Origin of the sequence: Gordonia spumicola (assembly GCF_009932475.1) — a bacterium.
Taxonomy (GTDB): Bacteria; Actinomycetota; Actinomycetes; order Mycobacteriales; family Mycobacteriaceae; genus Gordonia; species Gordonia spumicola.
In genome coordinates this window covers 78190-103746 of the sequence record NZ_BJOV01000005.1, presented here as the reverse complement: position 1 = coordinate 103746, position 25557 = coordinate 78190, and the positions used below count along the sequence as shown (strand labels likewise).

Sequence of the window (25557 nt, the reverse complement as noted above, 5' to 3'; positions counted from 1 at the left end):
TCGTCGTCAGTGGGAGGTCACTCCCACTCGATGGTCCCCGGCGGCTTGCTCGTCACGTCGAGGACGACGCGGTTGACGTCTTCCACTTCGTTGGTGATACGCGTGGAGATGATCTCGAGCGTCTCGTAGGGCACACGGGTCCAGTCTGCGGTCATGGCGTCTTCACTGGAGACCGGGCGCAGGACGATCGGGTGGCCGTAGGTGCGGCCATCGCCCTGGACGCCGACGCTTCGGACGTCGGCGAGGAGCACCACCGGGCACTGCCAGATGGTGCCGTCGAGGCCTGCGGCGGTGAGTTCTTCGCGGGCGATGAGGTCCGCCTTGCGGAGGAGGTCGAGGCGCTCCTTGTTGACCGAACCGACGATGCGGATCGCGAGGCCGGGGCCGGGGAACGGCTGTCGGGCGACGATCTCCTCGGGGAGTCCGAGTTCGCGGCCGACGGCGCGGACCTCGTCCTTGAACAGCAGTCGGAGCGGTTCGACGAGCTTGAACTCGAGGTCTTCGGGCAGGCCGCCGACGTTGTGGTGGCTCTTGATGTTGGCGGTGCCGCTGCCGCCGCCGGACTCGACGACGTCCGGGTACAGGGTGCCTTGGACGAGGAAGTCGACCTTCTTGCCCGCGGCGGCCTGATCGCCGAGGACCTCGGAGACGGCGCCTTCGAACGACCGGATGAACTCGCGACCGATGATCTTGCGCTTGCTCTCCGGGTCGGACACGCCGTCGAGGTGACCGAGGAACGTCTCCTCGGCCTCCACCGTGACGAGGCGTGCGCCGGTCGCGGCGACGAAGTCGGTCTGCACCTGTTCGCGCTCCCCCGCCCGGAGGAGGCCGTGGTCGACGAACACACAGGTCAGGCGGTCACCGATCGCCCGCTGCACGAGTGCCGCCGCAACGGCCGAGTCGACGCCGCCGGACAAACCGCAGATCGCGAGGCCGTCGTCGCCGACCTGCGCCTTGACGTCGGCGATGAGCGCCTCCGCGATGTTGGCCGCGGTCCACGTGGGCTTGAGGCCGGCGATCTCGTAGAGGAAGCGGGTCAGCACTTCCTGGCCGTGCGGGCTGTGCAGCACCTCGGGGTGGTACTGGACGCCCGCCATCTGCCGTTCGACACACTCGAAGGCGGCGACGGGTGCACCCGGTGTCGAACCGGTGACGGTGAAGCCCTCCGGCGCCACCTGCACGGCGTCGTTGTGGCTCATCCACACCGGTTGCGACTCGGGAAGGCCGCGGTGCAGCGAGCCCTCGCTGTTAGGCGTGAACATCGTGCGTCCGAACTCGCGCCCACCTGTGTTGGCGACCTCGCCGCCGAGCGCCGTCGTCATCTTCTGGAAGCCGTAGCAGATGCCGAACACCGGAATGCCCAGGTCGAACAGCTTCTCGTCGATCGTCGGCGCGCCGTCGGCGTACACCGACGCCGGACCACCCGACAGGATCAACGCCGCCGGATTCTTCGCGGTGATCTCCTCGAGCGTCGCGTCGTGCGCGATCACCTCGGAGTAGATCCGGGCCTCGCGCACACGCCGAGCGATCAGCTGCGCGTACTGAGCACCGAAATCGACGACCAGGACAGGACGCGGATGGTCCGCGGGAGAGTTCGTCACGGGTAGGAGTGTACCGGCCGATCCAGGATACTCATGAACGCCACGTGGGGCGTTGGAGCGAGTCTCTCCACGTTCGTTGAGCACCAGCGGTTCCGGTGTCAAGACGTCGAGGCGTGGTCATCGACCTCCGCGAACATCACGGTTGTTCTCTGGCATCCGACGTATCCGCGCACTGCCACGGTGCCGAGATACGGACTCTCGCGGTCGACTCGATCAGAGATCTACCACACGAGCAGCTTCGGCCGCGTTGCCATCTCTACGGTCAAACGCCAGAAAGAATCCCCCTTCAACTCTGCATAGTCCACGATCCCCGCCACTCCCTGAATCCAGGGGGCTGCGGGAATCGCCAGAACCAGTCACTGCGCCGGGGTCGTTGGCTCGCGATCGATGCGTGGGCGTGGATCTGTATCCAGGCCGACGCGCCAGCCACAATGTAACTGACCCAGTCGCACACAACGACCCGGTGTGCAATACCGGGCGATCCGCCACGCCTAAAGCTCTCGAAAAAGCTAGTATGCCATCGCCTCGGTCAGATCACGCTGGGACTCGTACGACAACGCGATGGCCGAAGCATTGAAATCGTTTTGTGCACGATCTGATCTGCAAGAGAGACTGTGGCTGATCTACAAGAGGGCTGTGGACGAACACGAACGCTCTCGAGGTCGCGACCGCTGAGTGGATTCACTGACACCACACCGGCCGCCGGCACAGTGCCCTGAACTACTAGACACCGATCACAGTCGAAGCTACCCACTAGGCGCAGAAAACTACGCCTAAATCTACTCTACAGAACAACTGATCAGCCTCCAGTAAACAGAGAAATTGACGACCGAGAAAGACATCAGATCCGCACGGCCGCCTAAGCCTTGGCTAGATCATGAAGAACACCTATCGCGCCACCACTCTCCCAAGCATCTCCACAAAGAGCGACGACTACCTCACCACCAGGAAGGACAAACCGACCAGACCGCATCAATCTCCGAAAACTACCCGGGGAATCCAGCAAGAAAAGACTTCATACGCGGAGCCTTCACCGCTTCAGTCGTTTCCCCCGACCGCTCGTAAAAATCATCTCCGTATGCCTCCGCTTCCGCTATCGGCGGTGCAGCAATGACGACTAACGTAACTCCCTCGAATCGAACCGGAGAAGAAGCCTTGATCAACGACTTGCGATACGCCTGCGAAACCTCACTCATGCCGTTGATAGTCCGGGTAACCTGCGCCCAGTACCCATCAATATCAAGGCTAAGTTCCGCAAGCTCCCAATCAATACCCGTCAAGTTCAACGTCTGATACTTAACCGGCATATAGTCCGGATTTACCGTTTCCCATATGGTCTTCGCCGCCTTATCGGAGTCAGCAACACCAAGAACTATGAATCCACCGGAGCGAGGGTTCGAATTTGAGATTGCAGTCGCCGTCTTGACATACCTCTTTATCGCCTCCTTGGATATTTTAGGAGAACTACCCGGATCGAGCCTAATTAGCCCCTGTTTCACGTCATACGATTCATCCTCAACCAGCCGATTCGACAACATTCCTCGAATTTCGATGTCCGTATACCGAACCCGCACAGAATCACCTACGCCATCCGAACGAGTCTCCTTGAATGCATGCTCGATTCGACTCCGTATGCCATTGATGACTTCGACCTTCTCCCTCGACGTCCACTCGCCACCTCCGCCTGGCATCTTTATAACCAAGTTTATCCCCTTAAGCTGCTCTGCAGCCAAAGGTGCATCAGTCAATTCCAGATCTTCTTCGACAACAAGTGCGTGCGTTGCCATGAACAATGCTTCAAAATACCTCGGTATCTGATTATTTCCCGACAGCCCAATATGTCGCACGAATCGAACCCCTTCAGGAAGTGCATCTACAATCCGCTGAATACGAGAAAAGACATCCAGGAAGTCTTTCACAACCCGCTTAGAGTAGTCAGAGGAGTCCCAACGAGGATCCTCAAGGACGCCACGGATCAGAGCTTCCGTATTCTTATCCACCCGCGATCGCTGGTCCCGAAACTCGTACAGGCCATCACGAGTAGGTGTGCCAGTACTAGGCAATGGCTTAACCAAGGTATCGGCAAGGATGTCTAGAACCAATTGTTCGTCGTCTGAAGAACGTACGCCAGCACGGTTTAGCACCCCTTGTTTTACCCAGAACATACTTTCGGCCGGAATGCCGTTGTTATCCTCATCTGAGAGTGAGATGGAGATCGCCTTCATATTCTCAAGAGAGATCTGGTCAGACGAAGTTGAATCCCCCGAACAGCGGACGATATCTTCCGCACAGTATCCGCGATTGGCGAAGCAGTACCAGCCTGACGGAGATCATGTCGCGACAATTTTCTGCCGCTTGAGTTAATTCGACGAAAAACGTCTTCGATATTTGCCGAGTCGTCTGTGAGATACTCAGACTGCGCGAGTTCGTAGCTCGCAATTGCAACACACACCGTACGAGGTAGAAGCGGCATCTTTTGCTGAAGCTCTCCGGAGTCCAACAACTCTTTAGTTGAGGCGATCGACTCCAGATCAAAGTATCCGCCATCTACAGAGAACTCGTTCTCCAGAAATGAAAAGATCGAGTTCAGTCTCTGCATTCCGTCAATTATCTCGTACGAATCCAATCTCGACTCCGCAACCAAGAACTGAGGCAGAGGGAAATTTCGTATAACTGAGTCGATCAACGCCCTCTTCTCGTCCACCGTCCAAACTAGTTTCCTCTGATATCTCCGGTTTACAACATACTTCCCTTCTCGGTAGTCGCGATAGGCACGCTCAATAGACCTCGAGGTGACAGACATCTTGTTCACCGAACTCGACGATATGCTCATTAGATCCTTCCAGCGTTTCCGCTTGATTCCGACAGTGCCGCATTACTGATAATTTGCAACCAGCTTCTTTCATGCCGTTAGGCGCTCATCGCTAGACCTACGGGAGCCGCAATCGCACACCCGAATGCCCGGTACGGCACCGTAGTTCTAGATCGAACCAACGCCACGCAGGGCGAAACATCCCGCGCCCACCCTCTTCGCCATCATCCCATATCCGACATCAGGCCGCAACAGTTCGGATCGGGCATCTCGTCAATTTAGATGCCTGACTCGGAGGAGTCCAACCCTCCGAATCTAAGAAGATGCTTCAGTCACGACCCGCCGCAGCCAAGCACTCACCCATCCGAACCGCGTCCGCTAACCTGACATCTGCGGCCCGACGGACTTCTGACGCCCAGCGTCCCCTGACATGTCCCCACCCGCACGAATCGTTTCGTGCTGCCTTGGGGACTTTGAGTGACGCTGCTTCGTACGACTGCCGCCGATCCGCAGTTGAGTGACCCTGATTCGTTGGTGGAGCAGTTGCTGAGCCAGATGCTGTTCACGTCAGGCCACCGCGCGGGCGAAGCCGAACAGAACTCGTGGCGACGGAGCCTTCCAGCGCTGGCCGCAGACTTACGTGAGGCGGGGCTCGACAACGTCGAGATGCTGATCGAATACCACATGCCACTCACGTCGAAGCGTGCCGACGTCGTCCTCGCAGGCGTCCATCCGACGACCGGTCAGCCGTCGTACGTCGTGATCGAATTGAAGCAGTGGACCGCCGCGTACTCGTTCGAAGAGAGCGCAGAGCTCGTCGAAGTACCTGGTATGCCTGGCGGGCCGAAGCTCAACCCGATCCTCCAGGTTCGTGGTTACTGCGACTACATCAACGACTTCGCTCACGTCCTGCAAGACCAGCCCGACGCGCTCGCGGGTGCCGCCTACCTGCACAACGCGAACGACCCCAGTCTCCTCGCTGATCTGAAAGGTGTCCCGGTGACGACGACCGGCCGTCTCTTCACCGGCGCAGACCGCGGAAAGTTCCACGACTTCCTGCGGTCACGACTGTCGGACACGAGCGGAAAGGCATCCGCCGATCTGCTCCTCAACTCCTCGGCCGCGCCATCGCGCCAATTGCTCAAGGTCGCCGCAGATGAGGTGAAGAACAGGTCGCAGTTCCATCTTTTGGGAAACCAGCAATTGGCCGTCGACATCGTGATGCACCAAGTAGACATCGCAAAGAAGTCGAATTCGAAACGCGTCATCATCGTCACTGGCGGACCCGGCAGCGGGAAGAGTGTGATCGCGCTCGAATTGCTCGGCGAACTAGCGCGCCAGGGTCGGACCGTCCTTCACGCCACGGGATCGCGATCATTCACCCAAACTCTGCGCAAAGTGGCGGGCCATCGTGCGCCGCGCGTGCAGAAGATGTTCAAGTACTTCAACCAATTCATGGACGCCGACGCGAACGATCTCGACGTCCTCCTCATGGATGAGGCACACCGCGTCCGAGAGACGTCTGTCGACCGATACACGAGGGCTGCGCTGCGAACCGACCGTCCCCAGATCGACGAATTGATCTCAGCCGCACGAGTTCCAGTGTTCCTCCTCGACGAACACCAAGTCGTGAGACCCGGCGAGATGGGGTCTTTGCAACAGATCACGTCATACGCGAAGTCACTTGGCCTAGAGACCGTCCACATCGAACTCGACTCGCAATTCCGGTGCGGCGGCAGCGCCGAATACCTCAACTGGGTTCAGCGGCTCCTCGGTCTCACCGACGGCGAACCCACCGTCTGGAAACCCGCGCCCGAGTTCGCGGTCGAAGTCGTCGATACTCCCTGGGATCTCGAACGGCGTCTCGTCGAGAAGATGGACGACGGCTACTCGGCGCGCATCACGGCGGGCTACTGCTGGCCGTGGTCGGACGCCAAGGACGGTGCACTCATCCCCGACGTGACGATCGACGACTGGTCACGGCCGTGGAATGTGAAGGGCGACAGGAGAATCGGCGATGCTCCGCCGTCTGCTCTGTGGGCGACTCAGGATGGCGGGTTCGGCCAGGTCGGCTGTGTCTACACCGCCCAAGGCTTCGAATACGACTGGAACGGCGTGATCCTCGGGCCCGACATCCTGTGGCGCGACGGCCGATTCGTCACCGACCGCGGCGCCAATCGCGATCCCGACTTCCGGAACACGTCGAAGGTCTCCGACCTCCGCTTCGACCGTCTCGTTCGGCACGTGTACAAGGTTCTCCTCACTCGCGGAATGGTCGGGACGGTCATCTATTCCACGGATCCCGAAACGCGCGACGCACTTCGTCGCCTGATCGACGGAACTCGCTGACCTCACGCGGCGACAACTGAATAGACCACTTAACAGGCTCTTCGGATCTAAGAGTGCGTAGATGAGGTTCGGGTCGAGCACGTACGACCACAACATGTAGGCGGGTCCTGGGTGTGAGAATGAAGGTTCCTCAACGATCTTCCTCACGACCACAGGACCCATGAACGAGCCTACGTGCCCTGCTGCTGACATGATCTGCCGAACCGTCGAACTCGGCGTCACGATCATTGGAGCGGCCGTCGACATCGACGACCGGACTCACATCTTCTGCCAGATCCTCGACCCTGATCCGCGCTGTCCTGGCTGCGATGTTGCTGGTCAGCGGCGTGACCATGTTGATCGGGTCCTCACTGATGTCCCGGCCGCGGGGCGGCCGGTGCTGCTGCATGTGGCGGTCCCGCGGTTCGTGTGCAGCACTGTCGACTGTTCGAGGTCGGTGTTTCGTGCCGACATCACCACGATCACGGCGCCCCGAGCGGTGATGACCCGCCGCACCGGGCGGTGGATCCTGCAACGCATCGCGATCGACAAGATGAGCGTCGCCGCGGTCGCCGCACAGCTCGGGATCGACTGGGCCACGGTCAACACCGTCGCGGTCGAGTCAGCTCGGGCTCTGGTCTACGACGGCGGGCACCTGGCCGGTGTACGGCATCTCGGGGTGGATGAGCACAAGTGGAAACACGTTCGCGGGCAAGGCGATTCGGGGTGGGTGACGGTTCTGATCGACCTGACCCCCGTCGTTGAGGGGACTGGGCCGGCGCGTCTGCTCGATATGATCGCCGGCCGATCGAAGATGGTCCTCAAGACGTGGATGGGCGGGCGTGACCAACGGTTTCGGGATCGGGTGAAGGTCGTGGCGATGGACGGGTTCACCGGCTACAAGACCGCCACTGCCGAAGAACTCCCGGCGGCGCGGATCGTGATGGACCCGTTCCACGTTGTACGTCTGGCCGGGGAGAAACTCGACCGCTGCCGCACCCGAGTCCAGCAGGACACGTGCGGGCACCGAGGCAGGGCCGGTGACCCGCTCTACATGGTGCGCCGGATCCTGCACACCCGGACCGAACTGCTGACCGGCAAACAGAAGGTCCGGCTGTTCGAGGCGTTGACCAGCCGAGATGAGCACGTCGCGGTCGAGGTCACGCACCAGATCTACTTGCAGATCATCGCCGCCTACGAGCACCCGCAACGCCGCGAGGGCAAGAAACTGATGTGGAAGGCCCTCAAACGGATCCAGAAAGGCCTACCGCCTGGGCTGGAAGAACTCGCTCAACTCGGGCGGACACTCTGGAACCGACGCGCGGAGATCCTCGCCTACTTCGACGTCGGCGTCTCCAACGGTCCCGTCGAAGCGATCAACGGTCGCCTCGAACACCTGCGCGGAATTGCCCAAGGCTTCCGCAACCTCGACCACTACATCTTGCGGTCCCTACTGCACTCAGGTCAGCTCGCCGAACGGATCAACGCACTCTGAAATCCGAAGAGCCACTTAACAACGAGCACGGCCCGACAGGCTTCCGCCAGGACATGCCTCCACCCGGAGCGAACCTGGAACAGGCATGTGCACAAATGACCGGCTGGATCGTCCGGATCGACCCCGCTCTCGAAGTCCACGCAGGCATGACCTACGAGGACGAACTCTGGGATATCCGAAACTACGGCGTCTTCAAGGAGATTCAACCCGGCGACGAGGTCTTCTTTTGGGTGAACGGGTCGAACGACAAGACCGGATTTCGGGGATACGGTCGCATCACGACGCCACTTGAGGAACTGACTCCAGAATCACGAGCCAAAGCGAATTGGCTCAACCGAGACGAGGGCGGATACACCCACCGGTTCCGATTCACTGGACTATCCCCGGAACCTACATCATCGCCGACGAGGTTTGGCGAATTGAAAGCAATGCTCGCGACCGCCTTGTTCGATCGCGCTACGGGACACCGGATAACCGACGAAGACGATCTCGAAAAGCTCCGAAGCATGTACGACGACGCGCCGTTCAAAGGTTGGGATTTTGAGTATCCAACGTCCGACGACGAAACCGCACAGGATCCGCACACGGACTACACGCATACCCCCGGCGTTGACTCGCGCGAGCAGACTTTGAGTGCGATCACCGTACGACGCGGTGGGAGGAAGTTCCGTCGCTCGCTGATCACCGCATACGAGGGGAGATGTGCCATCCCTGACTTCGATGCCGAAGGAGCACTAGAAGGCGCCCACATCGACCCTTACAACGGAGACGAGACCGACCATGTCCAGAACGGCCTGCTGCTCCGCGCTGACATCCACACACTGTTCGACCTGCATCAGCTGGCGATCGACGATGACTACCGAGTGATTCTGTCGGAGGAGCTTCGCGGATCCATGTATTCAGACCTCCATGGAGCATCCATCTCCCTCCCAGCGAACAACGCGAAGCGGCCTTCACTCGCGGCTCTCGAGCGGCACCGCACTCGCTGCAGGTGGTTGACCGCAGCACACTACAGCTAGAGCGCTCATCGCTTCGACGAACTCGAGTTCACGGAGCGGCAGCGTGTTCAGGGTTCAGTCGGCGTGAAGTTCCGCCTCGCCGACCGCGCTTGCCCACCGGGCCCCGAACGTCGTCGACGGGTGATGACGTCACCGGTACCGGCCTCCCACGCACGCTCGCCCGCGACCTGAAACAGCAAGGGTTCGCCACAGCACAGTTCGGCGATCCGCCGTAACGGCATCCTGCGTCATCGTGTCCCCCCGACCCACCGGTGGAACAATGTCAGAACCGGGAACGAAAGGATTGTTCAGCACACCACGCACGCGTTGTCAGGTTTGCCAACGATCGTAGAGCTGGCGGTACACTCAACATTCCTGCTCGGGCTCAACGCGACGAAATGCTCAGCCGACAGCCACGACGCGGCGCGGCATTTCCCGATCGGGTAACCGCAAGGCAGCCACCTCGCCTCCAGTCACCTGAGCCGCGCATCTTTCGCCCGTTCGGCCATGAGCAGCTCGCCGAGCATGTTGACTCCTGCCGCAGAACAGCGCGAACCACCGCACCTGCAGTCACCCCAGAAATTGTCGTGAAATGTGTTGCCTTCCACGAGGCGTGAGTTGCCGGTCGAGAGCAGCAGACCTCGCATGTCGCGCGAGCCGAACTTGTACTGCAAGACCACCTGCATCGCGCGGACGCGCATGCCACTGTCCCAGTCCGGGCGCAACGTGACAGTGCGTCCACGTCGTTTGGCCTCACCCGGCGTCGCAGCGGCGAGCACGAACTGCTGCTCATCCGCGTCCGTCGACTTCAACGCGTTGAACGCATGCTCGGATGTCGCGACGAGCCCAAGGGTCGGGACGGTGAACTCGCTGTCGTAGAAGTTCGACAGAAAGAAGTGGCGTCCGCGGAAAGACTCGATGGTTGGCGACGACGGGCTGTACGGCATCTGGTCGCCTTTCTGAATGGGTAACGGGTGTGACTAGCCTGCGCTGCACCGGCCCTACTTCAGGGCCCACGATTCAGGCAGACTGGACACTATCGTGTCGCCTATTCGTGCGCACTCCATTTACGCCGAGCGCTATGCCGACTAGGAGCGTCCCGTCGTCCCCTATGCCACTCGACGCCGATGCAATGCGGACGACCGAACCGTTGCGTCCACCAGCTATTTGTCGCATCCCAGCGATATTGTCCCCGACATGAACACTCCTTCGGACTCCCCGCAGTCGGGAAACGCCCCGAGAGACTGCGGATCATCGGACACGCGTCTCGTTGGAGACCTCAGCATCGGCCAGTTGTGCGTCCTTCACCTGGAGAACCTCGACGAGCCGGTGACGGTCGCCGAGCGAGCGTTCCTCTTCGGAAACGACCCCGAGGCGTTAGCCGGAGCGGCAGGCCTCGCCGTGGAACAGGACCGAGCGTGGAGCGCCAGCGCGTTGGACGAGCTCGGTTCCGATCCCGAGACTGCGGAGGTGAATCTCGGCGAGGCCCGAGCATGGTCGCAGGATGCCTCCAAGGCGGCCAAGGCCCTCGCCTTCGTTCGAGCTCAAGGACTCCGACCGCACATGTTCGTTTTTGATCAGGAACTCGACGATATCCAGCGCCACGAACGAGAGTGGCTCGACGTGCACATCGCGTGCAAAGCGAAGTGGAACGAGACAGAACACTGCCCGACCCACGGCGCAGCAATCACCGCAGGCAGGGAGCGTCAACGGCAGGCGACGATCGCGCTCCGGAAGGCGGTCCACACAGCGATGCGCGTCGCCGAGGAGCATCCGGAGAAGTTCACGGCTTCCACGAACCCCCGACCTGACGGGTCGCGTGATTGATGCGGTTGTACATCTTGATGTTCGCGATCGCGACGTGAGGCCGGGGTCTCGACGGCTGCCGGCACCAGGTCACCGGGAATCTCCTCGGTGCCGCCGTGGAACGCGAACCCGTCGTCCTCCACTACACCCCGACGCCTCCAATCGTGGTCAACAATTGTCGGAGTCCCGTGATTTGATTCCGACATGTTCGATCTCAAAGAGACCTTGGCCTACCTCGCCGTGACCGTGGTACTGTTCGTCGGCGCGCTTCTCACCAGCCAGCCGTCGTGGATCACGTGGCTGCTGGCGTGTGTCGTCGGTGTGCAGATCGTCAGCGGAACTGCACGCTTCGTCTACATCGCTCGCCGACGACGACGCACTGCGAACTGACCGACCGCCCCCTCCTGCTGCCTGAGGTGGAGCATCTTCACGGCTTCCAGGAGCCCCCGACCTGACGGGTCGCGTGATTGATGCGGTTGTACATGTTGATGTTCGCGACCGCGACGACAAGCGCGGCGAGCTGAGCCTCGTCGAACTCGTCGGCTGCACGATCCCACAGATCGTCGGAGACAGCCGTCGGGTTGTCGGCGAGGCGGGTCAGCTCGTCGGTCAGTTCGAGAGCGATGCGCTCGGCGTCGGTGAAGTACGGCATGTCATGCCAGGCACCGACTGCGAACAGCTTCTCGTCGCTGACGCCGAGCTTGCGGGCGATCCGCCAGTGCCCGTCCATGCACGTCGAGCAGCCGTTGATCTGGCTGGCTCGCATGTTGACCATCTCGCACAGGTCCTGTGGCAAGCCGGTCGCGGCGATCGCCTTCCCGATCTCGTTCATCCCGTTGAACAGGCCGGGCAGCAGCATCACGGGGTTGGTCATCCGAGCGTTCATGGTGGTTCTCCTTGCATCGCGGTCGACGGTGTCGCCGAGGTGTCACACACGAAGCTTTTGCTCCGTCACACATATGACGGATCAACCGACAAGGATGTGACACATGCAGATCAACGACTTCGAAATCGCCCGCCCACGATTGCTCTCAGTGGCGACTCGAATCCTCGGATCACCAACGGACGCAGAGGAAGCCGTGCAGGAGGCGTGGCTTCGGACCGCGGGCGTGGACGACGAGATCGACAATCCGACGGCGTGGCTCACGACCGTCGTCTCCCGCATCTGCCTCGACATGTTGAGGGCACGACGCGACACCGCGCCCATCGATGCGGTTGAGCCAGTCGACCTCCACGCCGGCCCCGGCGACGAGGCGCAACTCGCGGACGCCGTCGGCTCAGCCCTCGGGGCCGTCGTCGACTCGCTCAATCCGGCCGAACGCATCGCCTTCGTCCTCCACGATGTGTTCGGCGTGCCGTTCGACGACGTCGCGTCGATCCTCGGGAAGTCGCCCGCGGCCACCCGACAGGTCGCCAGTCGTGCCCGCAGACGCGTCTCCGGCCCGCCTCCGACCGCCACTTCTCGCCGTGCCAAGGCCGTCACCGCATTCCTGTCCGCGTCGCGCGACGGCGACTTCACCGCCCTCGTCGAACTCCTCGACCCCGACGCCGTGTTCCGCACCTACACCGACGACAAGCCCCTCGAACTCGTCAGCGGCGCACCCGCGATCGCCGAAGCCTTCATGTTCCGCGCGAAGACCGCGATCACCGTCCTCGTCGACGGCCGTATCGGCGTCGTGGTTCCGCACCCTGTCACCCGGCTCTACCTCGTCATGGACGTCGCGTTCTCGCCCAGCGGCGCGATCGCGTCGATCGACTCGGTGTTGCGAGCGGAGGAGTTGGCGTCGGTGGAGGTAGTGGCGGTCCAATGACGTTGCGGTGCGTTCCGCATGTTGGTCGAGCTGATGCCACAGCTCAGGCATGATCAGTACGGCGAGTTCGACGGACCTGCCTACTGCGCTTGTGCAAAGTCATTCTGAAACAGAAGACTGCCGAGTAACGTCCCAGGTCAAGAAGTGTGCTCCCCGCGCGAGCGGGGATGGTCCCACCGCCCACGACGACGTCGACACCGTCCTCATGTGCTCCCCGCGCGAGCGGGGATGGTCCCACGTATCCGACCGCGCCGACCGTTCTCACTGCGTGCTCCCCGCGCGAGCGGGGATGGTCCCGCAGGGTTCCACGGGTCGGGTCGCGACGCGAAGTGCTCCCCGCGCGAGCGGGGATGGTCCCCGGCGACTGGCGCATCGTCCGCGACGGCCGACGTGCTCCCCGCGCGAGCGGGGATGGTCCCGACAGCCCTGGCGCGCTCGCCGCGTGGGCGGGGTGCTCCCCGCGCGAGCGGGGATGGTCCCGCCGACGGGCTGCTCTACATCTGGGACGGGGCGTGCTCCCCGCGCGAGCGGGGATGGTCCCTGGCCCGGCGGATACACCACCGGGTCGACGACGTGCTCCCCGCGCGAGCGGGGATGGTCCCGACGACACCGCGATCGACGCCTGGCTCGGCGAGTGCTCCCCGCGCGAGCGGGGATGGTCCCTCCTGCGCCGAATCCTGCAGGTCCACGATCTGGTGCTCCCCGCGCGAGCGGGGATGGTCCCGCTGCGAGCGTCGTTCCGCCCGTCCCGAGGAGGTGCTCCCCGCGCGAGCGGGGATGGTCCCTCCGTGCCGTATTCGGTCTGCACGGTGACGTAGTGCTCCCCGCGCGAGCGGGGATGGTCCCTCGCGGACCACGGCCCGCGTCTCGAGGACGTCGTGCTCCCCGCGCGAGCGGGGATGGTCCCATCCACTGACCGCTTGACGCGTGTCACGAATGGTGCTCCCCGCGCGAGCGGGGATGGTCCCGCGGACGACCGATTCATTGAGCACGACGACGTGTGCTCCCCGCGCGAGCGGGGATGGTCCCAAGTCCGCCGAGTTCGTGACCCGACTCGGCCCGTGCTCCCCGCGCGAGCGGGGATGGTCCCTCGGGCTGAAGAGCTGCCTTAGCGGCGTCTACGTGCTCCCCGCGCGAGCGGGGATGGTCCCAAGCTCGCGCCGACGGCGACGTCGTGGAAGGCGTGCTCCCCGCGCGAGCGGGGATGGTCCCCACGCTTGCCGTCTCGTATCGATGAATCCGTTGTGCTCCCCGCGCGAGCGGGGATGGTCCCGAACCGGACCGGCTCACAACCGCCCATCAGCTGTGCTCCCCGCGCGAGCGGGGATGGTCCCACTTGCGCCGTGTCCGACTGCCGTCGCCTGCGGTGCTCCCCGCGCGAGCGGGGATGGTCCGTGCTGGCCGGTCAAACCGCCATCCAGCACCACGTGCTCCCCGCGCGAGCGGGGATGGTCCCCACGTCCGCATCGACATCGAATGAGGTGGCCGGTGCTCCCCGCGCGAGCGGGGATGGTCCGCCGGGGAAGCATCAGTACTTCATCGGGATTGCGTGCTCCCCGCGCGAGCGGGGATGGTCCCCAGCCGCTATACGGCTTGCACCGACGACTTCGAGTGCTCCCCGCGCGAGCGGGGATGGTCCCCGGTGGCTAAGAAGCTGAGACCGGATCGACATGTGCTCCCCGCGCGAGCGGGGATGGTCCCACACCCGGCGTACCCTCGCCATTTGCGCCCGTGTGCTCCCCGCGCGAGCGGGGATGACCCCTCTACCTGGGACTAGTCGTCCGGCACCGGCCGTCGCAGGGCGAAAACCTGCCGCCAGCGAGGCCGCAGTCGGGGTGTCGCGGTCGGAACTCACCCGTAAAACCCATTGAGACCAATATGCGGGTCTCCTAACCTAGTCCACGACGGCCTTCACACTTCCGTTCTGGAGGTGAACCACTAGGCCGACCGAGCGAGCGGAACGTCGCCGCAATCAACTCGTTTAGGGAGTGACGACGCTGGTGCGTCACCCGGACTGTAAATCCGGCGCGAAAGCATGGCAGGTTCGATCCCTGCCACTCCCACCACCATTGTCGATGCAGTCCCGATAGCGAGGGCGCTCGGACCAACCGTCCGTCCGACCTTCGTGGCAGCATGTCCATCGTGGAGACCCACAAGCGCACGCCTCAGCAATTGTTCAATCAGCCTCAGCACTTCGTGATTCCGCTGTTCCAGCGCGCGTACGTGTGGAAGGAGGACGAACAGTGGGAGCCGCTGTGGAAAGACGTGCGACGCGTTGCCGAACTCCGCATCACTGACCCGTCGCGGGAGATCCAGCACTTCCTCGGTGCCGTCGTTCTGCAGGCCAGCGAGGCCCGCATCGACACCATGCCCACGTGGAACGTCATCGACGGCCAGCAACGCCTGACGACTCTGCAGATCATGATGGACTCGGTCGGCGCTGTCATCATGCGACCCGGCACCGATCGATTCGCACGGCGCCTCGAGTCGCTGACGCACAACTCTGCGGACTATGTCCCCGACGGGGAGAGCCGGCTCAAGCTGCGCCACTTGAACACCGATCGCACTGCGTTCGACGACGTGATGGACGCGGAACCACCCGTCGACTACGCCGCTGCCACCGATCCGGACTCGCAGATCGTCAAAGCGCACCGCTACTTCACGACAGAGGTGACGCAATGGCTCGGTGACGCCGACACCGACGCGTTCATCGACCGAGCCGAAGCACTCGCGACCGTGCTGCAGGCGCAACTGCAGTTGGTCACGATCGAACTGACGGCGGCCGAGAACTCCCAGGAGATCTTCGAGACGCTCAATGCGCGCGGTACTCCGCTCACCGCGGCCGACCTGGTCCGGAACTTCGTGTTCCAGCGGATCGAAGCCGAGGGCGGCGACGCTAAGCGGACCTACGACGACGTCTGGCCGTTCGAGACCAGGTTCTGGGCGAAGGAAGTCAGCGTCGGCCGGTACTTGGTGAGCCGCAGTTCGCTGTTCCTCAACCAGTGGCTGTCGGCGCGCTTGGGGGAAGACGTGAGCCCGCAGTCGACGTTCACCCGGTTCAAGGCATACGTCGAGCACGACCCGGCGATGCGCGTCGTCGACCTCCTGCCGATCATCAAGACGCAAGCCGACCTGTACGAATCATGGACCACCAAGGCCGCCGACGTGGAGGGCTCGCTCGATCGGACGTGCATGGCTGTGTACCGCATGGCCGCGAACACCTCCGAGCTCCTCAAACCTGTCCTGATCTGGCTGCACGACCCGATTCGCGTGCTGCCGGGCGACGTCATCGACGGCGTGATCGGTACCTTCGAGAGCTGGGTGCAGCGGCGACAACTGCTGCGCCTGTCGAGCTCAGACCTCGGCAGGGTCGTCGCCGACAGCATCCGGCTCCATCAGACGACCCCCGTGGACGAATTGGTTCACCGAGTCACCAACCACCTCGCCCGTCTGAAGGTGACGAGTACCTACTGGCCCGGCGACGCCGAAGTCCGCGCCGCACTGACCACCGAACTCGCGTACCGCCGATACTCGCGCGCCCGACTGCGGGCGATCCTCGAAGCGATTGAGAACGACCTGCGCTCCGAGACTCGCCAGCCGCAAGTCGAACGCACCAAACTCCCGATCGAACACATCCTTCCCCAGAAGTGGCGCGACACCTGGCCGGTCGCCGAGGCCGACGAGGCGGACCGCCAAGAGCACGTGCACCGGCTCGGCAATCTCACCCTGCTGACGACGTCTCTGAACAGCAAAGTGTCGAATGGCGCATGGGCGGCCAAACGAGATGCCCTCCTGCGACACAACACGATCAAGCTCACCGGCCGACTCATCGAACTCACGCAGGAGTCCGAGTGGAATGAGGACCTCATCGACCAGCGCACCGACGAGATGATCTCGGCGATCCTCCGCGTCTGGCCGGTGCCCGACGGTCACGTCGGCGAGGTCGCGGACCCGCAGACCAAGGCCCAAGACTGGGTGATGGTCAAGCATCTGGTCGAGGCGACGTTCCTCGCCGAAGGCGACGTCCTACACGCCACGCACCGCGACCACCCCGACGCGACGGCCACCGTGACCCGCGGCGGCCTCGAGATCAACGGCCATTTCTTCACGTCGCCGTCGGGCGCGAGTCGACACTTCCGGAACACCGCCACCAACGGTTGGTACTTTTGGGCCGTCGCCGACGGGCGCCGACTCGCCGATGTGCGGTCGGAGTTCCTCGAGGCCGCGCCGACGCGCTGACCCGCGGCGAATCTCGAGGTCAGAACTGCCAGGAGTACCCGCCCGACGAGTCAGCGCTGCACGTCGCGAGTCCGTCAGTGCCAGCGACTCGCGCACGTGCACCCGGCTCCGAGCACGCGGAGCCTTGTTCGACCGCGGGTCGGCTCTGGTGAGTCTTGTCGCGCCAAGCGCCGTCCATCGCACTGCAGTACAGCGTGCCGGACGCGTTCTCCTGCCCGAACTCGGAGTAGTTGCACGGCATCCCCTCATACGGCTCGGGAGCGGCAGTCGTCAGATCGACGGTCTCCTCCGGCGTGTACGTCTCCACGGGCGTGACGGTCGTCTCCGTCGGGGTCGACGTAATCGTGACCGTCGGGACCACGGTCGCCGTCGACGTGCTCACCGCCACCGGCGCAGCCTTGTCGTCGTCACGGAGCAGGTACACCCCGGCTCCTATCCCGGCGACCAGCAGCACTGCGAGCACGGCAGCGGTGATCGCCAGGACGCGGGTGAATCGCTTGGGTTCTGCCACAACCGGCACCGCGGCCACCGTGTGGGCGAACGGCGGCCCCGCCACCACACCACGCAGGGCACTGACGAACTCGCCGCACGAACCGAACCTGTTCACAGGGTCTTTGGCGAGGGCCATCGCGAAGACCGCGTCCAACCCGGCGGGCAGATGCGGGGCGACGGATCCGACCGACGGCGGGGCCTGGGTGAGGTGCGCGGACAGGAGTGCGGTGAGCGAACCACCGTCGAACGGCGGCCGCCCGGTCAGCAGGTGAAACGCGGTGCACCCGAGCGAGTAGACGTCGGCGCGATTGTCGAGGTCCCGCCCCTCGATGGCCTCCGGTGACACGTACTGCATCGTCCCGACGGTCATGCCGGTGGACGTCAACGACGTCGCCTCGCCGACTGCCTTCGCGATGCCGAAGTCGGCGAGCTTCACCGACTCGACCCGACCCTCGTCAACGCCGACGAGGATGTTCGTCGGCTTCACGTCACGGTGGGTGATCCCCTGCTTGCGCCAGGCGTAGTCGAGCGCGGCACCCGCCCCGCCGACGAGATCGAGAGCCAGGTCGCACTCGAGCGGACCGTCGCTCACCAGCGCGCCAGCGTCGGTGCCGTCGACGTACTCCATCGTGATCCACAGCTGGTCGTCCACCTCGCCGCGGTCGAACAGCGTGACGATGTTCGGGTGGCTCAACTGCGCGAGCAGGTCGGCCTCGCGCCGGAATCGGGCGGCGAAATCCGCGACACCCCGGCGTCCAGCAGCTTCAGCGCGTCCTGGCGCGGCAACCGCGGATGCTCCACCAGGAACACCTGGCCCATCCCACCCGCGCCGAGCCGGCGAATGACGCGGTATCCGGCGAACTCCGTGAACTCCACCAGTCGAGTCTCCCAGTGCCGCACGCGACACCGCGACCCGCCCAGCGGCATGACTACGAACGGACGACACAACCGTTTCCGCCGAGCGGAGAGGTCGTACTGCCGTGATCTGCTGCCTGACATGAATCGAACAACGACGAGCGGCGTCCTCCTCGGCATCAATCTGGCGCTGTTCCTCGGCGCATTCCTGACGGAGGCGTCGATCGCGTTCAAGGTCCTGCTCGGTGTCTGCATCGCACTGCAGACCGTGAACCTGCTGATCAGTCTGCGCGAACGGTCGATCGACAAGCGCCGAGCGGCGTTCCTCGCGCAGTTCACCGACCTCGAGTAGCACCCAATCCGCTCATGGTGAACGCAATTCGGGTCTTCTGAACCGATCTACCCGACTTCGACTCACGCTGCTTCCAAGGCTCCCGACGCCGGCGCGAGGGACTTAACGTCTCTCGCTACACAGCCCCGGAATTGGAAGCAGCACATGGTCATTCAACTCGATCACGATCGGACGCAGGTCGCGTCGGGCGGTCCTCCCCCGCTCGCCGAGACCACGACGGCGCCCCCACGACAGTCCCTTCGCACCCGACTTCGGAGCACCGCGACCAAGCAGGCGGTCACTCGCCTCCGTCGGTCCGCGGGCCTGATCCTGATCCTGCTGATCTGGCAGCTCGGCGCGCGGTCGTGGCTCGGCCCGACGACGCCGTCGCCCACCGAAGTGCTCGACGCCGGATGGGCGCTCGTGCGGACCGGCGAGATCTGGCAGCACTTCGCGGCGTCGACGCAGCGCGTGGCGATCGGACTGGCGATCGGCATCGGCATAGGCGCCGTCCTCGGCCTGTTCGCCGGTCTGTTCCAGATCGGCGAAGACCTGGTCAACGCCCCTGTTCAGGTCTTGCGCATGATGCCGACGGTGGCCCTGGTTCCGGTGTTCATCATCTGGTTCGGAATCGGCGACGAGTTCAAGATCATCCTGATCGCCGTCGCACCGATCTTCCCGATGTACATCAACGTGTTCGCGGGCGTCCGCAGTGTCGACCGCAAACTCGTCGAAGCCGCGGAGACCCTCAAACTCACCCGCTGGGAGTCGATCCGCTTCGTGCTGTTCCCGGGCGCGCTGCCGCAGACGTTCGTCGGACTGCGCCAAGCGCTCGGCATCGGCTGGATGGTGCTGGTGGTGGCCGAGATGCAGGCGACCACCGTCGGACTCGGCTTCCTGATGAACGACGCGAAGGAGTACCTGCGCGTCGACCAGATCTTCCTCGTCCTGGTCATCTACGCGATCCTCGGCCTGATCACCGATGCCGCCGTCCGCCTCGCCGAGAAGCGGTCCCTGCGCTGGCGCAACGGATTCGAGGGCCGATGACCGTCACCGATCACCCCGCCGACTTGGCAGGACGCGGTGTCCACGTGCTCGACTTCGGTCGCGAGTTCGACGGGCGACGAGTCCTCCGCGGCGTCACGTTCGACATCGAGCCAGGCGGTTTCACCGCATTGCTCGGCGCCAGCGGCTCGGGGAAGTCGACCCTGCTGCGTGCGCTCGGCGGCCTCGACGACGACTACAGCGGATACCTCACCGCACCGGAGTCGCTGGCCGTCGCGTTCCAGGAACACCGCGTGCTCCCGTGGCTGCCGGTCTGGCGGAACGTCGCCCTAGGTGTCCGCGACGACGCCCCGAAGGACCGCGCGCTGCGGGCATTGACCGAGGTGGGCCTGGCCGACAAGGCCGACGCCTGGCCGCGCACTCTCTCCGGTGGCGAGTCGCAGCGGGTCGCCCTCGCCAGGGCACTCGTCCGCGAACCCGACCTGCTCCTGCTCGACGAACCGTTCGGCGCCCTCGACGCGCTGACGAGGATCAACGCGCAGAAGCTCGTCGAGACCCTGTGGCAGCGGCACCGGCCGACCACCCTGCTCGTCACCCACGACGTCGAAGAGGCCGTCCTGCTCGCCGACCGGGCGCTCGTCATCCGCGACGGTTCCATCGCCGAACAGATCACCATCGACCTCCCTCGACCCCGCGACGTCACCGCCCCCGACTTCGTCGCGATCCGACGTCGACTCCTCGCCGCGCTCGGCGTCGACGTCACCTCCCCCACTCCCGAATCGGAAGGCTCGGAATGACCACCCTCAACCTGTCCACCGACGTCCTCGTCGTCGGCGGCGGACCGGCCGCCACCTGGGCGGCCATCGCGGCCCGCGATCGCGGCGCCGACGTCGTCCTCATCGACAAGGGCTACTGCGGAACGTCCGGCGCGACGGCCCCGTCGGGCACCGGCGTCTGGTACGTCTCGCCCGACCCCGAAGCCCGCGCCGCCGCGAAGGCCAGCCGCGAGAAGCTCGGCGGCAACCTCGCCGACCACGACTGGATGGACCGCGTCCTCGACCAGACCTACGCGAACATGGCGCGGCTCTCCACCGAGGGCCGCTACCCGTTCCCGCTCGACGACGCCGGCCGCGAGGTCCGCACCGGAGTGCAGGGCCCCGAGTACATGCGCCGCATGCGCGCCTGGATCCAGCGGCGCGGCGTCACGATCCTCGACCACTCCCCGGCCCTGGAACTGCTCGTCGACGCCGACGGGCGCGTGTCCGGTGCCGCCGGACGCCAACGTCAGGAGGGGCGCGACTACCGGATCACCGCTGCGACGACGGTCCTCGCGACCGGCGGCTGCGCCTTCCTGTCGCGGGCGCTCGGCACCAACGTCGACACCGGCGACGGCGCGCTGATGGCCGCCGAAGTGGGCGCCGAATTCTCGGGCATGGAGTTCGGCAACGCGTACGGCATCGTCCCCAAGGGCGCGACGATCACCAAGACCGCCTACTACCAGTACGCGTCGTTCTACCACGCGGACGGACGCGAGATCGACGGTGCGGGCTCGACGAAGGGCCGGTCGGTGATCGCGCAGACGCTCCTGCACGAGAAGGTGTACGCGCAGCTCGACCGGGCCGACGACGTCGTCGCCGCGCAGATGCGACGCGGTCAGCCGAACTTCTTCCTCCAGTTCGACCGCCGCGGCATCGACCCGTTCACCCAGCGCTTCGAGATCGACCTGCTCGCCGAGGGCACCGTCCGCGGGACCGGCGGCATCAATCTGGTGGACGACCGCTGCTGGACCGGCGTCGACGGCCTGTACGCGGCGGGCGACGCCGCCACCCGCGAACGCATCTGCGGCGGGTTCACCGGCGGCGGCAGCCACAACGCCGCGTGGGCCATGTCGTCCGGCGTCTTCGCCGGCACCGGAGCCGCCGACGACGCCCTCTCCGCGGGCCGTCCCGACGCCGACCGACTCTCCGGGGCGGGCCGCGTCGGCCTCGGCCACAGCGACGCGCTGACGCCTGCCGACGTCGTGCGCGCCGCGCAGGACGAACTGGTGCCGTTCGAGAAGAACTTCCTGCGCAGCGGCGACCGCCTGACCGCGGCGTTGAGCGGCCTGGAGGACGTGTGGTCGCAGCTCACCGCATCCGACTTCGGGGCGTCCGACGTCGGCGGGCGCCTGCGGGCGCGCGAAGCCGCGGCGATCACCGCCGTCGGCAGGCTCATCTACACGTCGGCGTTGGCGCGGACCGAGTCGCGCGGCATGAGCAAACGCGACGACTTCCCGTCCATCGACCCGGCCCAGCACTCCCACCTGCTGTCGAGCGGACTGTCGGACGTCGCGGTCCGCGCGGCGCCGGTCCTGCCGACCGCGTCCCGCGACCCGTGGGCAGGCGCGGATCAGGTGGTCGCATGATCGAACTCGTCATCGCCGACGCCTGCATCGGGTGCGACAAGTGCGTCGCCGCGTGCCCCACCAACGTCTTCGACTCCACCGAGTCGGGCGTGCCGGTGATCGCCCGCCAGTCCGACTGCCAGACGTGCTTCATGTGCGAAGCGTACTGCCCCACCGACGCCCTCTACGTCAGCCCGTCGTCGAGCCCGCTGCCGGATTCGGAGGTGCGCGACGTCGACGACCTCGTCGGCAGCTACCGCGCGAAACTCGGCTGGGGCAAGGGCCGCACTCCCGGCAGCGTCCTGGCCGTCGGACCCGAGCTCCCTCACGGCGCGCCGCCCGAGCGCGTCCGCACCCACACCTGACCGTCCCCGTCACCCTCACGAAAGCAGTCATGACCACCATTCCCCGTCGACGACGGCTCCCCGCACTCGTCGCAGTCCTCCTCACCGCGTCCCTCACCCTCCTCGCGGCGGCGTGCAGCAGCAACGCCGACGCCGAGCGCGATTCGATCGGCACCCTCCGGATCGGCGTGATCGGTTCGTCGAACACACTGACCGGCCCCATCGGCTATGCGAATCAACGCGGCGACCTGCTCAAGGCGCTCAAGCCGCTCGGCGTCGACGACATCGAGGTCACCGCGTTCCCGAACGGCCCCGACCTGAATCAGGCGCTCATCGCCGGGCGCCTCGACGTCGCCAACTACGGCGACACTCCCGCGCTCGTCGCTCGCGGCAGCGGACTGTCGACACGTCTGCTCAACTTCACCGAGTTCAACATGGACGCGGGCGTCGTCGCTAAGGACCCGTCGATCAAGACGCTGAAAGACTTGGCGGGCAAGAAGATCGGCGCGCCCAAGGGGTCGTACATCGACCGTTACCTTCGGGGTGCGCTGAAAGCCGAGAACATCGATGCGGAGATCGTCCACCTGCTCCCCGCCGATCAGGAGGGCCCACTGCAGACCGGAGCCATCGCGGGTGCGGCACTGCCCGGCGTGTTCCCCTCGGTCCAGTTGCAGGCGTTCGAGGCGAAGGGCTTCCATCTCGTCGACTCTGCGTACCGGAATCATCCGACCCTGGCCGGCACGAGCGTGACCGTGTCGACCGACGCGTTCCTGTCCAAGTTCGCGACGTTCGGCTCTGCCTGGCAGAAGCTGTACGGCGAGTCTGTGACCGCGGTGAAGGCCGACTGGAACGCGTACGTCGACTTCGAGATCGCCAACTCGAAAGCGTCGCCCGATCTGATCCGCGCGGCCGCGAACCCCGACACGCTCGCGGCCGAACCGTTCCCGGCCGCCGCGGTCGCGCTGATCACCGGAACGAAGAAGTTCCTCGTCGACAACGGCAGCGTCGCCTCCGACTTCGACCTGGACGGATGGTTCTACCTGCAGAAGTGAACGTCGACCGGCAGCCGAGCCCCGGACCGCGCACCTCGCGGTCCGGGGTTTCGTGCGGCGGGTTCGACGACATTGTCGGAGGTCGCCGATACTCTGCGCACTATGACTACTCGCCCCGAGGTGACCCGCCTGGTCTTGTTCAAGCACGGCATCGCGTACCTGGAACGGCGCGGCGCGACGGAGGGATCGTTCGACCTGACGTTCCGCGCGTCGGAGATGAACGACGTCTTGAAGTCGCTCGCGGTGGGTATCGTCGATGGTGCGGTGACTGTCGAGTCGCTCGACTACGCGGCTCCGTCCGACCCGGACGACGATCTGGAACGCCGCAACTTGTCGCTGCCGACGGGCGACGCACTGATCGGCCTGCTGCGCGTCGCACGGGGTCGCACGGTCGAGGCGTTCACCGGAGCGGGTTCCACGTCGGGCGAGGTGATCGGAGTGCAGGAGGACAACGACCGCCGTCAGCTGGTGCTGTGGACGTCCGGTCGCGTGGAGCTGGTCGATCTCGCCGGGGTCACCGGAGTCCGATTCGCCGACGACCAGACCGGTGACGACATCTCCTATCTCGTCGACCGGTCACGCGCGGCGACCGCGGGCGACACCCGGACCGTCACCGTCGCGCTGTCGGGCCCGTCGCACGACGTTGCCGTCTCGTACATCGTTCAGGCGCCGGTGTGGCGGGTGTCGTACCGCCTGATATGCGATGGCGACGCCATCGACCTCGTCGCCGTGGGCATCGTCCACAACCCGATCGACGAAGACCTCGACGGCATCGACCTCACCCTCACCACCGGGCGACCGTCGTCGTTCGAGATCGATCTGTACCGCGACCGCCGCGTCGCGCGCGCGACGGTCGACGACGTCGACTACGAAACCGGTCCCCCACCGATCTATCAGTCGTTCGGTGTCGAGGCCGTACCCGCCGCGATGTCGGCTCCCACCGGCGCGGCGCCGAAGACCCGATCGCTCGGCGCGGTGTTCGACGGCCGGTCCGCGGAAGCGGCCGAGGTCGGCGAACAGTTCGAGTACCGGGTCCGCGGCGCGGTCAGCCTGAAACGAGGCATGGCGTCGATGGTTCCCCTCGTCACGGCGCGTCTGACCGGGGCGCGTCGCGAACGCTTCTGGCGCCCGGGGTCGTCCCCCGAACCCGACATCGTTGCGGCGTTCGACAACAGTACCGACGCCGTCCTCGAAGCCGGACCCGTCGTCGTCTACGACGAGAACAGCTACGCGGGCGAAGCGATGATGCCGTTCACCGCGCGAGGGGCAGGCGTACGACTCGCCTTCGGGAAGGACCCGGCGATCACCTGTCGCAGCATGCCCCGGCACTCGTCGGTCACCACCCGCGTCCGCATCGGCGACGGCGCACTCCTCCAAGAAGTGCGGTCCGAGACGGCGACCACGATCGCGATCGTCAACAAGGGCGACGCCGACCGCGAGGTGATCGTCGAACTCCCGATCACCGATCAGACGACAGCGATGACCGCTGACGAGTACATATCGGCCTACGAGGAGACCGACGTGTACCGCAGGTACCGCATCGACGTGCCCGCTCACTCTCGTGCCGACGTGACCGCGGGCGAATACCGAGTCGCCGAACGGTGGACGTCGTACACGGACATCCGCCATCAGGCACTAGCCGACTGGCTCGCCCGCAGCGTCCTCGATCGCGCCACTTTCGACGCGCTGCAGGCCGTCCTCCGGCATCACGACAAGGCAGCCGAACTCGATGCCGTCGTCGACGACCTTCGGAGCGAATACGACCACAACATCGCCGAACAGGATCGCCTCACGAAACAGTTGGACGTCCTCCGCAACGAAGGCTCCGAGGGGCGGGTCCGCGAATCCGCCGTCGCGAGACTCGTCGCGCTCCAGCAGCGGACCGACGAGATCGACGCCGCCGTCGCTGCGACCACGGCGGACGCGGCCGCCGAACGCGCAGCGGCCGACTCCGCGCTCGCCGATGCGACCACGACATAGGCCACTTCCTGTACGTCGTACAGGG

The 25557-nt window shown here is 64.7% G+C and carries 21 protein-coding genes, 1 tRNA gene and 1 CRISPR repeat array; of the genes, 15 read left to right on the top strand and 7 right to left on the bottom strand.

Annotated elements, in window-relative coordinates; translation table 11 throughout:
- Nucleotides 1-17 precede the first annotated feature (17 nt).
- From guaA to GYB83_RS24115, 3 genes are all read right to left on the bottom strand, one after another.
- On the bottom strand, nt 18-1601 hold the full coding sequence (guaA, locus tag GYB83_RS11765; protein ID WP_161895704.1) for a glutamine-hydrolyzing GMP synthase: 1584 nt from the start codon (nt 1599-1601) through the stop codon (nt 18-20).
- Nucleotides 1602-2587: 986 nt separating this feature from the next.
- Entirely contained in the window at nt 2588-3826 is a 1239-nt protein-coding gene (locus GYB83_RS11760; protein WP_161895703.1) for a hypothetical protein, read from the bottom strand.
- Entirely contained in the window at nt 3823-4404 is a 582-nt protein-coding gene (locus tag GYB83_RS24115; protein ID WP_371865334.1) for a GmrSD restriction endonuclease domain-containing protein, read from the bottom strand. The genes GYB83_RS11760 and GYB83_RS24115 overlap by 4 nt, the downstream gene beginning before the upstream one ends.
- Before the next feature lie 486 nt (nt 4405-4890).
- Here GYB83_RS24115 and GYB83_RS11750 point away from each other — a divergent pair, with 486 nt between their 5' ends.
- The 3 genes from GYB83_RS11750 (at nt 4891) to GYB83_RS11740 (ending at nt 9255) form a co-directional block, all read left to right on the top strand.
- Nucleotides 4891-6762, top strand: coding sequence for a DUF2075 domain-containing protein (locus GYB83_RS11750; protein WP_161895701.1), 1872 nt, complete (start codon nt 4891-4893; stop codon nt 6760-6762).
- A gap of 160 nt (nt 6763-6922) precedes the next feature.
- Nucleotides 6923-8236 (top strand): ISL3 family transposase, encoded by a 1314-nt coding sequence (locus GYB83_RS11745; RefSeq protein WP_161893848.1) that lies wholly within the window; start codon nt 6923-6925, stop codon nt 8234-8236.
- Nucleotides 8237-8331: 95 nt separating this feature from the next.
- Complete coding sequence (locus tag GYB83_RS11740) at nt 8332-9255, top strand: HNH endonuclease (RefSeq protein ID WP_228461432.1); 924 nt, start codon at nt 8332-8334, stop codon at nt 9253-9255.
- A 452-nt stretch (nt 9256-9707) separates the two neighbouring features.
- Here GYB83_RS11740 and GYB83_RS11735 read toward each other — a convergent pair whose 3' ends face one another.
- Nucleotides 9708-10181 carry an NADAR family protein gene (locus tag GYB83_RS11735; protein WP_161895699.1) on the bottom strand — a complete coding sequence of 158 codons (474 nt, stop codon included), beginning with the start codon at nt 10179-10181 and terminating at the stop codon, nt 9708-9710.
- A gap of 382 nt (nt 10182-10563) precedes the next feature.
- Between GYB83_RS11735 and GYB83_RS11730 the strand changes: the two genes are divergently transcribed.
- Both GYB83_RS11730 and GYB83_RS11725 read left to right on the top strand, forming a co-directional pair.
- Nucleotides 10564-11061, top strand: coding sequence for a hypothetical protein (locus tag GYB83_RS11730; RefSeq protein WP_161895698.1), 498 nt, complete (start codon nt 10564-10566; stop codon nt 11059-11061).
- Between the two features lie 183 nt (nt 11062-11244).
- The gene (locus GYB83_RS11725) at nt 11245-11430 is read left to right on the top strand and encodes a hypothetical protein (protein WP_161895697.1); all 186 of its coding nucleotides are present in this window, start codon (nt 11245-11247) and stop codon (nt 11428-11430) included.
- A gap of 37 nt (nt 11431-11467) precedes the next feature.
- Here GYB83_RS11725 and GYB83_RS11720 read toward each other — a convergent pair whose 3' ends face one another.
- Nucleotides 11468-11926 (bottom strand): carboxymuconolactone decarboxylase family protein, encoded by a 459-nt coding sequence (locus tag GYB83_RS11720; protein ID WP_161895696.1) that lies wholly within the window; start codon nt 11924-11926, stop codon nt 11468-11470.
- 103 nt (nt 11927-12029) lie between these two features.
- Here GYB83_RS11720 and GYB83_RS11715 point away from each other — a divergent pair, with 103 nt between their 5' ends.
- The 3 genes from GYB83_RS11715 (at nt 12030) to GYB83_RS11705 (ending at nt 17090) form a co-directional block, all read left to right on the top strand.
- The gene (locus GYB83_RS11715; RefSeq protein ID WP_161895695.1) at nt 12030-12851 is read left to right on the top strand and encodes a sigma-70 family RNA polymerase sigma factor; all 822 of its coding nucleotides are present in this window, start codon (nt 12030-12032) and stop codon (nt 12849-12851) included.
- 146 nt (nt 12852-12997) lie between these two features.
- Nucleotides 12998-14613: a CRISPR direct-repeat array (repeat unit 29 nt; unit sequence GTGCTCCCCGCGCGAGCGGGGATGGTCCC).
- Between the two features lie 222 nt (nt 14614-14835).
- A tRNA-Tyr gene (locus tag GYB83_RS11710) sits at nt 14836-14917 on the top strand.
- Nucleotides 14918-14984: 67 nt separating this feature from the next.
- Nucleotides 14985-17090: a GmrSD restriction endonuclease domain-containing protein gene (locus tag GYB83_RS11705; RefSeq protein ID WP_161895694.1), complete on the top strand. Its 2106-nt coding sequence runs from the start codon at nt 14985-14987 to the stop codon at nt 17088-17090.
- Nucleotides 17091-17109: 19 nt separating this feature from the next.
- Here GYB83_RS11705 and GYB83_RS11700 read toward each other — a convergent pair whose 3' ends face one another.
- Both GYB83_RS11700 and GYB83_RS23605 read right to left on the bottom strand, forming a co-directional pair.
- Nucleotides 17110-18276: a serine/threonine-protein kinase gene (locus GYB83_RS11700; protein ID WP_267130326.1), complete on the bottom strand. Its 1167-nt coding sequence runs from the start codon at nt 18274-18276 to the stop codon at nt 17110-17112.
- A complete protein-coding gene (locus GYB83_RS23605) occupies nt 18273-18458 on the bottom strand; it encodes a hypothetical protein (protein WP_228461799.1) in 186 nt (61 codons plus the stop codon). The genes GYB83_RS11700 and GYB83_RS23605 overlap by 4 nt, the downstream gene beginning before the upstream one ends.
- Nucleotides 18459-18579: 121 nt before the next feature.
- Between GYB83_RS23605 and GYB83_RS11695 the strand changes: the two genes are divergently transcribed.
- The 7 genes from GYB83_RS11695 to GYB83_RS11665 all read left to right on the top strand — a co-directional run bounded on the left by GYB83_RS11695 (nt 18580) and on the right by GYB83_RS11665 (nt 25532).
- Nucleotides 18580-18789: a hypothetical protein gene (locus GYB83_RS11695; RefSeq protein WP_161895693.1), complete on the top strand. Its 210-nt coding sequence runs from the start codon at nt 18580-18582 to the stop codon at nt 18787-18789.
- A 144-nt stretch (nt 18790-18933) separates the two neighbouring features.
- The gene (locus GYB83_RS11690; protein ID WP_161895692.1) at nt 18934-19815 is read left to right on the top strand and encodes an ABC transporter permease; all 882 of its coding nucleotides are present in this window, start codon (nt 18934-18936) and stop codon (nt 19813-19815) included.
- Nucleotides 19812-20570 carry an ABC transporter ATP-binding protein gene (locus tag GYB83_RS11685; protein ID WP_161895691.1) on the top strand — a complete coding sequence of 253 codons (759 nt, stop codon included), beginning with the start codon at nt 19812-19814 and terminating at the stop codon, nt 20568-20570. The genes GYB83_RS11690 and GYB83_RS11685 overlap by 4 nt, the downstream gene beginning before the upstream one ends.
- Nucleotides 20567-22177 carry an FAD-dependent oxidoreductase gene (locus GYB83_RS11680; protein WP_161895690.1) on the top strand — a complete coding sequence of 537 codons (1611 nt, stop codon included), beginning with the start codon at nt 20567-20569 and terminating at the stop codon, nt 22175-22177. The genes GYB83_RS11685 and GYB83_RS11680 overlap by 4 nt, the downstream gene beginning before the upstream one ends.
- Entirely contained in the window at nt 22174-22521 is a 348-nt protein-coding gene (locus GYB83_RS11675) for a 4Fe-4S dicluster domain-containing protein (RefSeq protein WP_161895689.1), read from the top strand. Before GYB83_RS11680 ends, GYB83_RS11675 begins: the two co-directional genes overlap by 4 nt.
- A 29-nt stretch (nt 22522-22550) precedes the next feature.
- On the top strand, nt 22551-23552 hold the full coding sequence (locus GYB83_RS11670; protein WP_161895688.1) for an ABC transporter substrate-binding protein: 1002 nt from the start codon (nt 22551-22553) through the stop codon (nt 23550-23552).
- A gap of 102 nt (nt 23553-23654) precedes the next feature.
- Entirely contained in the window at nt 23655-25532 is a 1878-nt protein-coding gene (locus GYB83_RS11665; RefSeq protein ID WP_161895687.1) for a DUF4139 domain-containing protein, read from the top strand.
- Nucleotides 25533-25557: the final 25 nt, after the last annotated feature.

What these genes read in the sequence shown, in the direction of transcription:
- GYB83_RS11760 (WP_161895703.1), bottom strand. Translation starts at nt 3,826, where the DNA reads ATGAAGGCGATCTCCATCTCACTCTCAGATGAGGATAACAACGGCATT.
- GYB83_RS24115 (WP_371865334.1), bottom strand. Translation starts at nt 4,404, where the DNA reads ATGTCTGTCACCTCGAGGTCTATTGAGCGTGCCTATCGCGACTACCGA.
- GYB83_RS11745 (WP_161893848.1), top strand. Translation starts at nt 6,923, where the DNA reads ATGAACGAGCCTACGTGCCCTGCTGCTGACATGATCTGCCGAACCGTC.
- GYB83_RS11740 (WP_228461432.1), top strand. Translation starts at nt 8,332, where the DNA reads ATGACCGGCTGGATCGTCCGGATCGACCCCGCTCTCGAAGTCCACGCA.
- GYB83_RS11735 (WP_161895699.1), bottom strand. Translation starts at nt 10,181, where the DNA reads ATGCCGTACAGCCCGTCGTCGCCAACCATCGAGTCTTTCCGCGGACGC.
- GYB83_RS11725 (WP_161895697.1), top strand. Translation starts at nt 11,245, where the DNA reads ATGTTCGATCTCAAAGAGACCTTGGCCTACCTCGCCGTGACCGTGGTA.
- GYB83_RS11720 (WP_161895696.1), bottom strand. Translation starts at nt 11,926, where the DNA reads ATGAACGCTCGGATGACCAACCCCGTGATGCTGCTGCCCGGCCTGTTC.
- GYB83_RS11715 (WP_161895695.1), top strand. Translation starts at nt 12,030, where the DNA reads ATGCAGATCAACGACTTCGAAATCGCCCGCCCACGATTGCTCTCAGTG.
- GYB83_RS11705 (WP_161895694.1), top strand. Translation starts at nt 14,985, where the DNA reads ATGTCCATCGTGGAGACCCACAAGCGCACGCCTCAGCAATTGTTCAAT.
- GYB83_RS11695 (WP_161895693.1), top strand. Translation starts at nt 18,580, where the DNA reads ATGAATCGAACAACGACGAGCGGCGTCCTCCTCGGCATCAATCTGGCG.
- GYB83_RS11690 (WP_161895692.1), top strand. Translation starts at nt 18,934, where the DNA reads ATGGTCATTCAACTCGATCACGATCGGACGCAGGTCGCGTCGGGCGGT.
- GYB83_RS11685 (WP_161895691.1), top strand. Translation starts at nt 19,812, where the DNA reads ATGACCGTCACCGATCACCCCGCCGACTTGGCAGGACGCGGTGTCCAC.
- GYB83_RS11680 (WP_161895690.1), top strand. Translation starts at nt 20,567, where the DNA reads ATGACCACCCTCAACCTGTCCACCGACGTCCTCGTCGTCGGCGGCGGA.
- GYB83_RS11675 (WP_161895689.1), top strand. Translation starts at nt 22,174, where the DNA reads ATGATCGAACTCGTCATCGCCGACGCCTGCATCGGGTGCGACAAGTGC.
- GYB83_RS11670 (WP_161895688.1), top strand. Translation starts at nt 22,551, where the DNA reads ATGACCACCATTCCCCGTCGACGACGGCTCCCCGCACTCGTCGCAGTC.
- GYB83_RS11665 (WP_161895687.1), top strand. Translation starts at nt 23,655, where the DNA reads ATGACTACTCGCCCCGAGGTGACCCGCCTGGTCTTGTTCAAGCACGGC.